Origin of the sequence: Streptomyces sp. NPDC046881, from assembly GCF_040645015.1 — a bacterium.
Lineage (GTDB): Bacteria > Actinomycetota > Actinomycetes > Streptomycetales > Streptomycetaceae > Streptomyces.
In genome coordinates this window covers 24,473-37,773 of the sequence record NZ_JBEYXJ010000045.1, presented here as the reverse complement: position 1 = coordinate 37,773, position 13,301 = coordinate 24,473, and the positions used below count along the sequence as shown (strand labels likewise).

General features: G+C 74.1%; 12 protein-coding genes. 7 read left to right on the top strand and 5 right to left on the bottom strand.

Going from position 1 to position 13,301, the window contains the following annotated elements; genetic code table 11:
* A complete protein-coding gene (locus ABZ923_RS21905) occupies positions 1–561 on the bottom strand; it encodes a DoxX family membrane protein (RefSeq protein ID WP_361474327.1) in 561 nt (186 codons plus the stop codon).
* Positions 562–880: 319 nt separating this feature from the next.
* Between ABZ923_RS21905 and ABZ923_RS21900 the strand changes: the two genes are divergently transcribed.
* Positions 881–1,621, top strand: a complete 741-nt coding sequence (locus ABZ923_RS21900) for a class I SAM-dependent methyltransferase (RefSeq protein ID WP_361474324.1) — start codon at positions 881–883, stop codon at positions 1,619–1,621.
* Between the two features lie 15 nt (positions 1,622–1,636).
* Here the strand turns inward: ABZ923_RS21900 and ABZ923_RS21895 are convergent, their stop codons facing one another.
* Positions 1,637–2,521: a TIGR03619 family F420-dependent LLM class oxidoreductase gene (locus tag ABZ923_RS21895; RefSeq protein WP_361474321.1), complete on the bottom strand. Its 885-nt coding sequence runs from the start codon at positions 2,519–2,521 to the stop codon at positions 1,637–1,639.
* Between the two features lie 275 nt (positions 2,522–2,796).
* Between ABZ923_RS21895 and ABZ923_RS21890 the strand changes: the two genes are divergently transcribed.
* A complete protein-coding gene (locus tag ABZ923_RS21890) occupies positions 2,797–4,794 on the top strand; it encodes a glycosyltransferase family 2 protein (RefSeq protein WP_361474318.1) in 1,998 nt (665 codons plus the stop codon).
* 60 nt (positions 4,795–4,854) lie between these two features.
* Here ABZ923_RS21890 and ABZ923_RS21885 read toward each other — a convergent pair whose 3' ends face one another.
* Positions 4,855–6,465 carry an alpha/beta hydrolase gene (locus ABZ923_RS21885; protein ID WP_361474315.1) on the bottom strand — a complete coding sequence of 537 codons (1,611 nt, stop codon included), beginning with the start codon at positions 6,463–6,465 and terminating at the stop codon, positions 4,855–4,857.
* Positions 6,462–7,664 carry a serine hydrolase domain-containing protein gene (locus ABZ923_RS21880; RefSeq protein WP_361474313.1) on the bottom strand — a complete coding sequence of 401 codons (1,203 nt, stop codon included), beginning with the start codon at positions 7,662–7,664 and terminating at the stop codon, positions 6,462–6,464. Before ABZ923_RS21880 ends, ABZ923_RS21885 begins: the two co-directional genes overlap by 4 nt.
* Positions 7,665–7,895: 231 nt before the next feature.
* Here ABZ923_RS21880 and uppS point away from each other — a divergent pair, with 231 nt between their 5' ends.
* Both uppS and ABZ923_RS21870 read left to right on the top strand, forming a co-directional pair.
* A complete protein-coding gene (uppS, locus tag ABZ923_RS21875; protein ID WP_361474311.1) occupies positions 7,896–8,648 on the top strand; it encodes a polyprenyl diphosphate synthase in 753 nt (250 codons plus the stop codon).
* Entirely contained in the window at positions 8,645–10,054 is a 1,410-nt protein-coding gene (locus tag ABZ923_RS21870; RefSeq protein WP_361474309.1) for an oxygenase MpaB family protein, read from the top strand. Before uppS ends, ABZ923_RS21870 begins: the two co-directional genes overlap by 4 nt.
* A gap of 25 nt (positions 10,055–10,079) precedes the next feature.
* Here ABZ923_RS21870 and ABZ923_RS21865 read toward each other — a convergent pair whose 3' ends face one another.
* Positions 10,080–10,952, bottom strand: a complete 873-nt coding sequence (locus ABZ923_RS21865) for an SGNH/GDSL hydrolase family protein (RefSeq protein ID WP_361474306.1) — start codon at positions 10,950–10,952, stop codon at positions 10,080–10,082.
* 300 nt (positions 10,953–11,252) lie between these two features.
* On the opposite strand from ABZ923_RS21865, the gene ABZ923_RS21860 reads away from it, so the two are divergent.
* The 3 genes from ABZ923_RS21860 (at position 11,253) to ABZ923_RS21850 (ending at position 13,276) form a co-directional block, all read left to right on the top strand.
* Positions 11,253–11,408 carry a DUF6131 family protein gene (locus tag ABZ923_RS21860; RefSeq protein ID WP_201814640.1) on the top strand — a complete coding sequence of 52 codons (156 nt, stop codon included), beginning with the start codon at positions 11,253–11,255 and terminating at the stop codon, positions 11,406–11,408.
* Positions 11,409–11,851: 443 nt separating this feature from the next.
* Complete coding sequence (locus tag ABZ923_RS21855; protein ID WP_361474303.1) at positions 11,852–12,622, top strand: polysaccharide deacetylase family protein; 771 nt, start codon at positions 11,852–11,854, stop codon at positions 12,620–12,622.
* 84 nt (positions 12,623–12,706) lie between these two features.
* Positions 12,707–13,276 (top strand): 2'-5' RNA ligase family protein, encoded by a 570-nt coding sequence (locus ABZ923_RS21850; protein ID WP_361474300.1) that lies wholly within the window; start codon positions 12,707–12,709, stop codon positions 13,274–13,276.
* The last annotated feature ends 25 nt before the right edge of the window (positions 13,277–13,301 follow it).

The window sequence follows — 13,301 nt, the reverse complement described above, 5'->3', positions numbered from 1 at the left end:
CTAGAGACTGAGCGTGATCGCCGCCCCGACGCCGCCCAGGCCGAGGGCGAGCGCGGCCGGTCCCCAGCCGCCCCTGCCCCAGGGGAAGAAGCGGTCGGCGGACAGGCGGCCGGGGCCGATGGCGGCGACGGAGAGGGCGACGACGGCGATGCACACGTTGTACTCGACGCCGCCGTCCGACTCCCACGCACCGTGGGCGGCGGTGACCGTCGCCATCGCATTGATCATGACGCCGATCAGGGCGGCGGCCGCGAGCGGCGTGAGCAGCCCGAGGGCCAGGCCGAGGCCGCCGAGCAGTTCGGACAGGCCCCCGATCACGGCGAAGAGCTTTCCCGGGCGGTAGCCCAGCGCTTCGAAGCCCCTGGCGGTCGCGGACAGGCCATGACCTCCGAAGAGCCCGAAGACCTTCTGCGCCCCGTGCCCGGCCATGAACAGGCCGATGGCCAGCCGGAGGAGGAGAAGGCCGCAGTCGGCGGCGGTCACGAGGGGCTCGGGGGCGGTGGGTTGCGCGGCGGGTGGGGTGGAGGGGCCGGAACGGTTCAGAATGCGCTTGAACAACATGACAGTGCTCCGGTGGGAGGGCCAGAGCGGGCGTTTTCCCCCAGCTCGGACGGTTGCCGAGCAACCTGTGCGGGCTCGGCTCCACGCGGCGTCGTAGAGCATGCCCCCGTACGACCGATCCTTCCGTCGCGGGCGGTGTCGTGCATCCGGGGGGACGTTCACCCGCAGCCGCACCGTCAACCGTCCGCACGGCGCGCCCGCTGTCGGGGGGATCTTCCCGCGCCGGACACGCCCCGCCTCGCCCCCTGTGCCAGGCTGCCGGGCGAAGGCCCCGCTCCCCCCCGGCCGGGCCCGGCTCCAGCAGCAGGAGGCAGCGACCTTGACCGCCGACGACGATCCCCTCGGCTGGGACACCTCCGCCGCGGCCGGCGCCTACCGGGACCGCGACATGCGGCTGGCCGAGAGCCTGATCTTCCCCGCCGTCCTGCAACGGCTCTCCGGCGGCTCGGGCCCCGGTCGGCTGGCCCTGGACGTCGGCTGCGGCACCGGCGCGGTGGCGGCGCGGCTCGCGGGGACCGGCGGGTGGACGGTCCAGGGCATCGATCCCTCCGCGGACATGCTGGACATCGCCCGGGCCGACCGCGCGCACCCCCGCATCTCCTACCGCCTGTTCGACGGCCGGTCCCTGGACTGGCTCGCCGACGACAGCGTCGATGCCGCCGTGTGCTGCCTGGTGTACTGCACGGACCCCGACGACGACCGGCTGGCCGGCCTCACCGCCGAGATCCGCCGGGTGCTGCGCCCCGGTGCGCCGTACGTCCTGGCCGATCTCAACCCGGCGGCGACCGGCGTGGCCTTCTCCACCCTGCGGCACGGCGAGCCGGGGGTGGTGTACGGCGACGGGGACACCGTGGCGACGCTGCTGCGCCTGCGCGACGGCAGCACGATGACCGGTGTCACCTACCACCGCTCCCTCGACCGGTACCGCTCCCTGCTCACCGGGGCCGGCTTCCCCTCCCCGGCCGTGGAGCTGCCCACCCTGCCCGCCGACGGCCCCGCCGACCAGGCTACGGCGGAGACCCGGGTCGCGCCGTACATGATCCTCACGACGCACGCCTGACTCCGGTCCGCCGCGTCAGGCCAGCCGTGGCACCACCTCGGTGGCGATCCACTCCATGGCCTCCTCGACGTGCTCGGCGGCGACGGGCAGCCACAGGGTGCAGGCGGTGACCCCCGCCTCGGCGAGCCGGGTGAGGTCGGCGGCGACGCCCGCCGCGGTGGGAGCGGCGCCGCCGAGCGGCCGTCCCGGTGCCGTGACCGCCGCGGGCAGGCCGGGCGGGGTGAGGAACGCGGCCGTGGCGAGCGTGAGACGGTCGGCGTCCGCCGTGCCGGCGAGTCCGCGCAGCCGGCGCCGTACGTCGGTGATCCCCGCTGCGTCGACACCGGTGCCGTACCAGCCGTCGCCGAACCGCAGCGCGCGGCGCAGGGCGGCGTCGCTGTGGCCGCCGACCCACACGGGCGGACCGCCGGCGGTGACCGGGGGCACTCCGAGGCGCGCCGCGCGCAGGGTGGTGAAGGGCCCGTCGAAGTCCGCGGGCCGCCGGGTCCACAGGGCCCGGGCGGCGGCGAGGTGGTCGTCGGTGCGCGCACCGCGTTCCCGGGCGGGTACGCCGACCGCGGCGAACTCGTCCGGGTTCCAGCCGGTGCCGACGCCCAGGACCAGCCGGCCGCCGGAGACGACGTCCAGGGTGGCGGCCTGGTTGGCGAGCACCAGCGCCGGGTAGTACGGCGCGACGAGCACGGACGTCAGCAGCCGCAGGCGCGTCGTCGCCCCCGCGACGGCCGCCAGCAGCACGAGCGGGTCGGTGTCGAGGCCGAAGCCGCTGTCCAGGAGGCGGTTGCCGACGGCGACGTGGTCGAAGCCCAGGTCTTCGGCGCGGCGTGCGGCGCGGAGCGCGCCGGCTCCGTCGTCGAGCGGCCAGCGCGGTTGCAGGGAGACGCCGAGGCGCAAAGGGGGCATGGGGTCGCCTTTCGGTGACGGTACGGCGGTCCGGCGGTCAGCGGACCGCCCTGTCACCCACCCCGACTTCCGTGCGCCGCCTGGTTCATCCCCGGCCGGGGCACCGGGGGGCATCCGGGCCGTCCGGCGAGCGTCCGTGCCCGGTCCTCCGGACTGTCCGCGGGGCGGTGGGACGCTTCACCGCTCATCCGTTCTACCGACACTCCCTGGTCATGGTAGGTTCACAGAAAAATCGAAGCCGCCCCGGGTTGCCCGGTATTTTGGAGCGCGTATTCATGCCTGGCGCCACCGTTTCGGTCGTCATCGCCGCGTACAACGCGATGCCGTATCTGACGCAGTGCATCACCTCGGTCGCGGACCAGAGCATCGGCCGTGAACGGCTCGAGGTCATCGTCGTGGACGACGGTTCGACGGACGGCACGGCCGCCGAGCTGGAGCGCCTCAAGGGCGTGTACCCGGAGATGCTGCGCGTCTTCCGGCAGCAGAACTCGGGCGGCCCGTCGGCCCCGCGCAACCTCGGCCTCGACCACGCGACCGGCACGTTCGTGTTCTTCCTGGACGCCGACGACCGTCTCGGCCCCGAGGCCCTGGAACGCATGGTGCGGATGGCCGAGGAGAACGGCACCGACGTCGTGCTCGGCAAGATGGTCGGCGTCGGCGGGCGGGGCGCGCCCACGTCGATGTTCAAGCGCAACCAGCCGCGCACGGACGTGTTCTCCTCCCGTGTGTACTGGACGCTCAACCCGATGAAGCTGTTCCGCCGGGAGCTGCTGGAGCGGCACGGGCTGCGCTTCCCCACCGACCTGGCCATCGGCGAGGACCAGCTCTTCGTCGGCCCGGCCTACGTGCACGCCTCGGGCATCTCCGTGGTCGCCGACTACGACTGCCTGTACTGGATGCAGCGCGAGGACGGCGGCAACATCACCCTCCGGCTGAAGGGGACGCAGCGGCGGCTGCAGTTCCTGCCCCGCATGGTCGACATGATCCTGGAGCTGGTGCCGCCCGGTCCGGGCCGCGACCACCTGGCGCACCGGCATCTGACCGTGGAAGTCCAGCAGCTGCTCGCCGGCCACCTCGTCCACGAGCCGCGCGAGACGCAGCTCAAGACGCTGGACCGGCTCGCCGAGATAATCGAGCCCCTGTGGCACGAGGGCATGAACGACCAGCTCTCGGCGATGGCCCGGCTGCGGCTGCACCTGGTGCGCCACCGCATGCTGGACGAGGTGCTCGAACTCGTCGCGTTCGAGAAGCGGCTCGCCCGGTCCAAGGTCGCCACCCCGGTCCTGGTCGAGAACGGCCGGGCACTGGCCCGCTACCCGTTCCTGCGCGACTCCGAGCGGGCGATCCCCGACGAGTACTACGACGTCACCGCGCAGCTCGGCCTCCGCCACCGCGTCAGCCGCGCCGAGATGGACGGCGGCGTGCTCCACCTGGCCGGGCACGGCTACCTGCACCGGGTGGAGACGCGGGACGTCACCACCGAGCTGGTCCTGCGCGAACGGGACAGCAAGACCGAGTACCGGCTGCCCGTCACGCACACCCCGACGCCGGGGCTGGGCGCGGACGAGGACGAGGGGCAGTACGCGTACGACCTGGCCGGGTTCGAGGCCACCGTCGACATCGCGACCGCCGCCGACGGCAAGCCGCTCGCCGACGGACTGTGGGACATCTCCCTCGCCGTCGGCGCCCAGGGGCTGAGCAAGGAGGTGCGGATCGGCAGCAAGCGTGCCGAGGACGTCTCCGGCGAGCCCAGCACCCGCGTGCTCGCCACCGGCGAGGGCCTGCGTGCCGTCACGCTCTACACCACCAAGCCGTACGGCAACTTCACGCTGGAACTCGGCGAGAGCAAGCACAAGGTGCGGTCGCTGCTGCGCGTCGACAAGGACATCCGCTGGGCGGACGGCTCCCCCACCGGGCTGCGCGTCAGCGGGCGGCTCGGTCTGGCCGAATACCCCGCGGACGCCCTGGCCCTGGCCCTGGAGGACGGCACCGGCAACACCGTCACCCTCGCGGTCCGGGAGATCGCCGCCGACGGCGCCTTCCACGTCACCGTGCCGGTCGGCGCCCTCCCCGCCGGGGTCTGGACGGCGGAGCTGCAGCTCGGCCCGTGGGCCGCACCGCTCCCCGCGCTCCCCTCGGACCTGGCCCCCGCGAAGTGGCGGCGCCTGGCACTGCCCTGGTACGCCCGGCCCCAGGCCGGCACGACCGACCGCTTCGCCCTCAAGGTCGCACGGACGGAGCTGGTGAAGGGACTCGCCAACCGCCTCAGGTAGCGGGGCGGACCGTCGGCGCGGCCGTGCTCCCGCAGGGCGCGGCCCGATGCCCCCCGGGGATCACCTGGTGGGCCGGGTGCAGGTCGTGTCCCGGGCCGGGAGGCGGCCGGTCGCCAGGTAGGTGTTGACGGTGGTGTCCACGCACGCGCTGCCGAACACGCCGTACAGCGCGTGCTGGTCGGCTCCGCGCAGGGTCACCAGGCGGGAGCTGGGCCAGCGGTGGCGGACCGATCGGGCGCCGGAGTAGACGGTGCGCGGGTCGCCGGTGGCGTTGACGAGCAGGGCCGGCAGGTCGTCGCGGATCGTGGTGGGGCGTTCGCGGGGCGCGTCCCAGAAGGCGCACGGGCTGATGTCGTTCGTGACGGGCGCGAACAGCCGGTCCCCGGTCCCGGCGCGCCGCAGATCGCGCCAGTACGTCTCCGGGTCGCGCGGTGCGGCCACGTCCCCGCACAGGATGGCCGTCTGCGCGCTGCCGTAGGCGGACTCGTGCCCGGTCAGCAGGAACTCCAGCACCGAGGCCAGCCACGGGGACGGGGTGACCGTCCGGCCCCCGGCGGCGTGCCGCAGGTCCCGGACGCCCTGCGCGAAGTCGCCGTAGGCCTGGGGGTTGTCCTGGGAGAGTCCGTTGAAGACGACGACGGGCAGTACGTGGTCGTCCACCCGGTAGCCGCCCAGGCGCAGGGGGGTGCGGGCCGCGGCGGCGCGGACCGCCTCCAGGGTGCCCAGGACGGCGGCGCGGGTGCGGCCCAGCCCGTAGGCCGCGTGGTGGGCGGCGGCCCAGTCGGCCCAGCCCCGCAGGGCGTGCCGGTTGGCCTCCTCCGAGCCCCGCAGCAGCCGTGGACTGTAGCGGGCGGGGTCCACCACGCCGTCCAGGACGACCCGGTCGACGCGCCGCGGGAACATCGACGCGTAGACCTGGCCCAGGTAGGTGCCGTACGAGTAGCCCAGGTAGGAGATCCGGCGCTCGCCGAGGGCCGCGCGGATCACGTCCATGTCGCGGGCGGTGTTCCGGGTGCTCGCGTACGGCAGCAGGTCACCGGCGTGGGTGCGGCAGCGGTCGGCGAGGTCCGCGGCGAAGGAGACCATGCGGTCGAAGCCGGCGCGGCCGGTGCCGGCTCCGCGGACCATGCTGCCGGTGGGCCACCGGCAGTCCAGCCGGGTGCTGCGGCCGACGAAGCGGGGGTCCACACCGACCACGTCGTAGCGGGCGGCGACGTCCTTCATGGCCGTGCGGACCCACGGCGGATCGCCGATCGTCTGTCCGCCGGGTCCGCCGCTGTTGAGCAGGAGCGCGCCGGCCCGGTGGGCGGTGTCGGTTCCCCGGATCCGGGATATCGCGACGGTGGTCGTACGGCCGGCGGGGCGGGAGTAGTCCAACGGCACGGTGACGTCGGCGCATTGGGCGCCGGCCTGTTCCAGCTCCTTGCCGGTGGTGTCGTCGGGGCCGAGCAGGCAGCTCTTCCAGTGGAGGTGCTGGTGGTGGTAGCGGGCGAGGGGGTCGGCGGCCGGCCGGGCCGCCGCGGGTGCGGCGGGTGCGGCGGGTGCGGCGGGTGCGGCGGGTGCGGCGCCCAGGGCCAGCGCGCCCGCCAGCGACAGGGTGACGGCTGCCGCGCCCCGGGAGAGGAGGCGGCGCGGGCGCGGGCCGCCGGCCGGCGAGGTGGAGCGGGTCATGCGGGGGTCCTTTCGGTGGACGTGCCCTCGCAGAGGGCCTTGTCGACGACGTCGAGGAAGTCCCGTTCGGCCTGGAGGGTGGCGGGCACCTCGGTCAGGGCGACGGCGGCGGCGCGGCCGCCGGGGCCGGTGGCGACCAGCGCGCGGTGGCCGCCGGGCACGGTCCCGGCGTGGCCCCACCAGGTGCCGCCGCACGACAGCGGTGAGGAGATCAGGCCGAGCCCGTAGCGGGCGCCGGGCCAGAGCCGGTCGGGGTCGGCGGCCACCGTGCGCCGCATCTCGGCGAGTTGGGCTGCGGGCAGCAACCGGCCGGTGGACAGCGCGGTGGCGAACCGGGTCAGGTCGGCCGGGGTGGACACCAGGGCGCCGCCGACGCCGCCGAAGGTCGTGTTCCAGTCGGTGCCGTCCGCCCGGCGGCCGTCCCCGGCGGTGAAGTAGCTGTGCGAGTGCGGGCCCCGGATGCGGACGGCGTCGCCCGGCCAGTAGGTGTCGTGCAGGCCCAGCGGGCCGATGATGCGGCGGGTGATCTCCGTCTCCGGGCTGTGGCCGGTGACCTCGCGCACGATCAGCCCGGCGATCAGGTAGTTCGTGGTCGCGTAGTGCCAGGTGTGCTCCGGGCGCGGCAGCCGCAGGGCGCGGGCGATGAGCGGGCGCGGCTCGAAGTGGCGGTACCGGAGCCGTTCGATGTGCCGCCACTCGGGGGCGTCGAGGTAGTCGGGCAGCCCGCTGGTGTGCTGGAGGAGCTGCCGTACGGTGATCCGGCGGCCGTCGTGACCGCCCGCGCGGATCAGGCCCGGCAGGTAGCGCTCGACGGGCGCGTCCAGGGACAGCCGCCGCTCGGCGGCGAGTTGGAGGACGACCGTCGCGGTGAACGTCTTGGTGACGCTGCCGACGCGCAGCCGGTCGGTGGTGCTCATGGGGCGGCCGGTGCGCAGGTCGGCCACGCCGTCGCTCGCCGTCCAACGGGCGCAGGACGCGTCCGGACCGGCGCCGGTGACCAGGACCGCGGCGCCCGCGATCCGGTCGTGCGTCACCAGGTGGTGCACGGACCGGCTGAGCGCCGGATGCGGGCCGCACGCCCGTGGCGCGCCCCGTGGGGACTGCGCGGCGGCGGCCGGGGCGGAGGTCAGCAGGCAGACCAGCGCCATGGCCGCGAGGCCGGTACGCCGGCGGAACGCGGAACTCGATGAGATCGCCATGCGACCTCACGCTAGGCAGCGCCCGCACCGCGCTCACTCCGGCAGGCAGGCGATTCGGTGCGGGGGGCAGCACCAGCGAGCGCCCGGAGGCGAACCCCCGGGCCCCGTAAGGGATCACGCCGTCAGACAGGCGTACCAAGGGTGAACCTCGGGCGCACCCGCCGGCTTCCGGGTCGGGGGCTGACACTCTGGGCGGGACGCAGGGTCCGCTCGTTGCCGCTGGGGGAAGGCATGACGGTTGGGGAGGCCGCCGGCGGTGCCGTCGGGAGGGTGCCGCGGCACGTGGCCTGTGTGATGGACGGCAACGGGCGCTGGGCGGCCCGTCGGTCGTTGCCGCGTACGTCGGGTCACCGTGCGGCGGAGACGACGGTGATCGACGTCATCGAGGCGGCCCGGGCGGCCGGGGTGGAGTGGCTGAGCCTGTACGCGTTCTCCACCGAGAACTGGCGGCGGCCGGGTACCGAGGTCGACTTCCTGATGCGGCTGGTGCGCCGCGTGGTGCGCAAGCACGCCCCGCTGCTGCACGCGCGCGGGATCCGCTGCCGGTTCCTCGGCGTGGCGGATCCGCGCATCCCACCGGCGCTGGCCCGGGACTTCGCCGATCTGACGACGCTGACCGAGAGGAACCGGGGCATGACGCTGACCGTCGCCTTCGACCACGGCGGGCGCAGCGACATCGTGGCGGCGGCGCGGTCCCTGATCCGCAGCGGAGTGCCGGCCGAGGCCGTGGACGAGCGGTGCTTCGCCGCGCACCTGCCCTTTCCCGACACACCCGACGTGGACCTCGTCATCCGCACCTCCGGGGAGCAGCGGATCTCCAACTTCATGCTCTGGCAGGTCGCCTACGCGGAGTGGATGTTCCCGCCGGTCCTCTGGCCCGACTTCCGGGCGCCCCACTTCCTGGAGTGCCTGCGCACCTACCAGCAGCGCGACCGCCGCTTCGGCGGCGTGCCGCCGAACGCGAACGGAGAACGACCAGCGTGACCGAGACGGGCAGCCAGTTCAACGAGTTCTTCAACGATCCGCGCTGGGCGCCGGCCGTCATCCGGGCGACCGTCCTGGAGGCCGCTCACCCCCAGGTCGGCGCGGCCCTCCTCGACAGCTCGACGTTCGTGACCCACCCGTGGCGCCGGCTGCGCAACACGGTCGTGAGCCTGCAGCGCATGTTCGGGCCCGACGACGAGGTGCGGCGCAGGGAGGCGGCGCGGCTCAACCGGCTGCACGCCCGGCTGAAGGGTACCGACGCGCACCACCGGCCGTACGACGCGCTGGATCCCGCGGTGCGAGCCTGGGTGGTCGCGACGCTCTTCGAGAGCAGTGTCACGATGTGCCGGCTGAGCGGGCAGCCCCTGGAACAGACGGTCATGGAGCGGCTGTACGCCGAGTTCCGGGCGTATCTCGCCGCCCTGGACGGCGATGCGGACCGACTGCCGCCCACGGTGCGGGAGTTCTGGCCGTACTTCGACCGGGTGGTCGATGAGGAGCTGGAGAACACGGAGGCGATGCGGATCATCCTCTACCGGCTCTTCGACCATCTGCCGGCGCCGCCGCTGCTGCACGGTCTGCCCACCCTGTGGGCGACCGGCCGCGCGGTCGCCGGTCCGCTGCTCGGTGTGGTCACCGTGGCGTCCCTTCCGGAGCCGTTCCGCCGGAAGACGGGGCTGCCCGAACTGCCCGGCGCGCAGACCCTGATGCAGGGCGCCTATCTGGGCGCGGGCCTCGCCCGGTTCCTCCCGGACGGCTGGGTCCGGCCCGAGGCCGTCATCGGACTGCTCTCCCTCTCCCCCGACAGCGACGACCCCCGGGCCCGGACGGTCAGCGCGCTGCGGGACCGGATGAAGCGGGCCGGGGCGCTGCTGCGGCTGCTCGCCCCGGTCCCGCCCGAGCCGGACCCCGACCCCGGATCCGTGTCGCGGCGCAGCGCGAAGGAGTTCTTCACGCAGGTGCTGGACCAGACCGGGGACGGCTACCTGGACTGGCCCGACCTCGCCGCCATGGCCCGCGAGATCGCCGGCCGTCTCGACCTGGACGAGCCGGCGGAGACGCGGCTGTACGACGCCTTCGCCGCCTGGTGGCGGGAGCTGCAGGCGGCCCTCGACACCGACGGCGACGGCCGGGTCAGCGCCCGGGAGTACGCGGCGGCCGTGCCCTCCCTCGCCGGTCCGGCGCTGATCAGGGTCGCCGAGGTGCTCTTCGACGTCACCGACGCGAACGGCGACCAGCGGGTCGACGCGGACGAGTACCGGGCGCTGTTCCGCTCGGGGTTCCGCCGGGACGTGCCGGGTGCGGACGGCACGTACACGCGCGCGGCGTTCGTGCGGGACTTCCTGGCCTTCATGTCGGGCCGGGAACGCTCGACGCCCTACGACCCGCTGCTCGCCGACGCCTGAGCGGCCCCGGTGCGGCGGTGAGCGGTCAGCCGAGGCCGAGGACGCTCAGGGTGCGCTCGGCCATGTGCCGCTCGCCGAGGGCGTTGGGGTGGACCGGGACCACGTTCTGCCCGAACAGGAGCGGCTCGATCCATCGGGTGCCGACGGGCTGGCAGGCGTCGTGCCCGGCGGAGGCCTCGGCGAAGTCGATGTAGGTGGCCCCCGCCTCCTCCGCGGCGCGCCGGACCACGGTGTTGAGGTGTGCCTGGAGGGCGTGCAGGTAGGGCACGTCGCCGGTGGCGACCGGCAGTCTGACGAAGCAGGAGGGGTCGGCCGTGGCGGGGGTGATCCACGGGTAGCCGAGCACCGCCACCCGGGCCTGGGGCGCCTTGGCGCGCACGGTGCGGAGGGCGGTTTTCAGTGCCGGATAGGTGGTGGCGTCGATCTGGTCGTCGAAGGACGTCCCGTACCGGTCCTTGCACGGGCTGCCGTGGCCGCCGCTGAGGACGCCCGCGGTTCCGCACGCGACGATGGCGTTGATGAAGGTGCCGTTGTCGTTGCCGCCGATCGTGAGGGTGACCAGGTCGGTGTCCGCGCCGACCGCGTCCGCCTGGGGGGCCACGCCGGGGTACTGGGCCTCGGTGAAGTCCTTGGTCTGGGCGGCACCGCAGGTGACGTCCCTCAGGCGCGCCGCCGTCCGGGAGGCGATGACGTGGGGGTAGTTGGCCGTGGAGCGCAGGCAGAGCGGGCTGGTGAGGTCGACGGGGAGGACCCCCGAGGCGGCGCTGTAACTGTCCCCCAGGGCTGCGTAGTCGAGGGGTGTCGTGGCCTGGGCGGGGGTCGTGGTGAGGCCGAGGGCCAGCGCGCCGGCGGCGGCGGAGGTCGCGGTGAGGAGGCGGCGCAGGGCATGCAGGGGCATGTGGTGCTCTCCCTTCTCGGGACGGGGACACGGGACAGCCGGGCATGGCGGTGCCGTGGGTGGGGTGGATCGCGAGAACGGGGCGGCTCTTCGAGCGGAGGTGTGCCGGCGGCCGTGCGACGCCGGCCGCGGGTTACGGCGGGGTTACCGCCGGGTACTACCGCTAGGTAATGTGAGGCCGCCGCAGGGCGGAGTCAACCTTGCCGACAGAACTTTTGAAAAACGGACGGCCTGATAATCCGTCCGAATCCGGGGCACCCGTACGGTCAGGAGCACCACCTCACCGGCTGGAGGCCCGTCATGATCGCCCTCGGCATCATCCTGCTCATCATCGGCTTCCTCACAGGCATATCGATCCTGTGGACCATCGGCGTGATCCTGCTGGTGGTGGGAGCCATCCTGTGGATCATGGGATCCATGGGCCACGCGGTCGCCGGACGGCGCCACTATTGGTGAGCGGCACCCTGTGATCCCTCCCGGCGGGCGCTGACCTCGGTGCCCGCCGTGGCAGGGCGCGAGCCGCGGCCCACCGGAGGCAAGTCCGGCGGGCCGCGCGTCATGCGCGAGGCCGGCAACCGTCGTTGAGGCTCGTCGCATCAGCTTCCCCCTTGCCGTCGGCGCGGCCGAGCCGCACCGACCAGAAGGACCGGTGTCGCTGTGCCCTTCGTCCGCGGGTGCCGCCACACCGGTCGAAGCGTTGCCCGGAACGACCCACCGTCTCCCCAACCTCCACGCGCCGCCCGCGTTTCCCGCCCGCGCGCCGGGCGACTGTCGCGGAAGCGCCGCGGAATTGTCCGTGATCCGTAACAGCGGGATCCTCCGCTCAACCGTCGCCGTCCTGCCAGGTGCCGAGCACATCGGCACGGCACAACGCGGACACGGCAGGGGGCGGGACGGACATGGCGCGGCATGGCGGACGGGGATGGTACGGACGGGTGGTCGCGGCGGCGGTGGGGGTCACGGCGGTCGCCGCCGCCACCTCGGTGTGGACCGCGCAGGCCGGCCAGAGCGGCGGCGGATCGGCGGCACCGGGGGCCGCCCGGCACGCCGCGCCGAAGGCGGCACCCGTGTCCGCAGCCATCGCCCACGCCTCCGACCGGGGCGAGCACGCGGTCAACATCACCATCGACGACGGTCCGGACCCGGTCTGGACCCCGCAGGTGCTCCAGGTACTGCGGGAGAACGGCGTCAAGGCGACGTTCTGCATGGTCGGCACCCAGGCCCAGGCGCACCCGGACCTGGTCAAGCAGGTGGTGGCCGCCGGGCACCGGCTGTGCGACCACACCGTGTCGCACGACACCACCATGGACACCAAGCCCGAGTCCTACCAGGCGCAGCAGATCGTCGACGCGGAACGGCAGATCACCAAGGCCTCGGGGGGTGTGCGTCCGATGTACTACCGGGCCCCGGGCGGCGCCTTCACCCCGTACAGCCGCAAACTGGCGGCCTCCCACGGGATGCGGCCGCTCGGCTGGAACGTCGACTCGAAGGACTTCGAGCGGCCGGGCAGCGGCGCGATCACCGCGACCGTCGAGGGTGAGCTGGCCAACGGCCCCACCATCCTCTTCCACGACGCCGGCGGCGACCGCTCCCAGACGGTGGTGGCGCTGCGCACCCTGCTGCCCTGGCTGAAGCAGCAGGGCTACGCGTTCGGCTTCCCGGTGCGCTGACCCGCGGCCGGGCGCCGATCGCTCACGGCTCCCCGCCCCGGGGCGCCCGCAGCACCCGGCCGCTGACCCTGGGACCATGGGCGTGTGGACGTGCTCGAACTGGCGCCGACGCCCCGGACCGCGGTGGCCTGGCTGCCGCCGCCCGAGCTGTGGCCGGCGATCCAGGAGATCCGCTTCGAGCACGATCCCCAGGTACGGCGGTGGCCGCCGCATGTGAACCTGCTGTTCGGCTTCGTACCGGAGGAGGAGTTCGAGCGGGCCGTACCGCTGCTCGCCGCGGCGGCGGAACAGAGCACGCCGTTCCCGGCGCGCCTGGCCGGTGTGCGCTGGTTCCGGCACCGGCACTACGCGACGGTGTGGCTCGACCCGGCCGCGGCGGGCCCGGCGCCGTGGTCCCGGCTCCACCGGGAGCTGGAACGGCGGTTCCCGCTCTGCCAGAGGCGCGGGGGGCGTTTCACCCCGCACCTGTCGCTCGGCCGCACCCGGGATCCGGAGCGGCTGGCCGTCGAGTGCGCCGTCCGGCTGGGCACGCTGTCGGCACCGGTCGAGGAGGTCGTGCTGCTGTCCCGGCGCGACGAGGAGCCCATGCGGCCCCGGGCCGTGATCACCCTGGGCACGGGCGAGGTCCGCCGAACGTCGTCGCGGGAGTCCTGAGGAGGGCCGTCTCGGGCACGGGAAA